Below are 1167 nucleotides of genomic sequence, written 5' to 3'. Positions count from 1 at the left end.
GACCTACGTCCGCCATCGGGGCGGCCCGCCGGGCATCTGGTTCTTCTCCCTCGACGTCACCCAGCCACTGCTCCTGGCCGCCCGACTCCTCGGCCTTCCCTACCACCTCGCGAAACTCACCATCGGCCCCGACGGCGCCAACTGCCGCTACACCGGCAGCCGAAAACCCACAGGACCCTCCTACGACATCACCGTGCGCACCTCACGCACCCCCACAGCGGGTCCACTCGATGAGTGGCTCACCGACCGCTTCCACTCCTACTCCACGCGCGCGGGAATCCTGTGGCGCACCCCCGTCCGCCACGAACCCTGGCCGCTGCTGCAGGCAACGACGGTCTCGGCCACCCAGACACTCACCCGGGCCGCCGGCCTACCCGAGCCGTCTGAGCAGCCACTGACCCACACCTCCCCCGGCGTCGGACCTGTCACCTTCGGCCCCGCCCGTCCAGCCTGAGCCGACGGGCCCAGCCCGACGCGGGTGACCTTCCCCGCGACCTGGCCGCCGTCCAGCGCGCCTGGCGTCCGTCTGAGGTTGCGCTCAACGAGCTGGCGGCCAGCGCCACCGCGAGCGGCGGCCGGCTTCTCGTGTCGGGCGCTGGGTCTGGCGCTGGCTCCCGCACCTGCCAGTACAGTCGCTCGTCCGCGGCCGCCGCCAGAATCCCGCCCGCCTGCTGGTACGCCTCGGAGAAGGGCAGGCCCCGTTCCGGGCCGTACAGCACGGGGACAAGTCGGGGGGCCGGCACGCCGCCGCCGGTGAGCGTGGTCACTGCGTCGGCCTCCCTGCGTAGAGGAACGCATCCCGGCAGTGGCGCCGCCATGCAGCACCTCCGCTCCGACAGGTGGTGGTTCAGAACGTTCTCTGATGTTGGGCGCGGTGGCATGCCCGGCAGCGTCCGCGGCGAACGCCAGCAGCAGGCCCCGCCTGGGTTCGCGGCGAGGCAGTCGACCTCGAAGCCGCCCTCACGCCTCCTGAACCCCGCCGACCGCCGGATCAGCCGCGCCGAGGCAGCTGGTGCAGCCTGATGTCGGCCAGCTCCCCACCAGTGACGACCGCGGTCATGAACGTGCAGAACGGCTGCCGTCTACGGTCCGTCGGCGAGCCTGGATTGAGCAGCCGCAGCCCGCCGGGAGCCGTCGTGTCCCACGGAATGTGGCTGTGCCCGAACA

General features: G+C 71.9%; 1 protein-coding gene and 1 pseudogene. One reads left to right on the top strand and one right to left on the bottom strand.

The genetic code is table 11. The features are described from left to right. Window positions 1-454: DUF2071 domain-containing protein (locus tag VR44_RS25035; protein ID WP_045949849.1), on the top strand; the 454-nt coding region annotated here is incomplete at its 5' end. A 537-nt stretch (window positions 455-991) separates the two neighbouring features. On the opposite strand, the pseudogene VR44_RS47500 reads toward VR44_RS25035, so the two are convergent. Next, window positions 992-1167, bottom strand: a pseudogene (locus tag VR44_RS47500) (YfcE family phosphodiesterase); the annotation flags it as partial.

Source organism: Streptomyces katrae (assembly GCF_000966975.1).
GTDB lineage: Bacteria > Actinomycetota > Actinomycetes > Streptomycetales > Streptomycetaceae > Streptomyces > Streptomyces katrae.
Note: the sequence above shows the minus strand (reverse complement) of the source record. Positions and strands in the feature narration are given on the sequence as shown.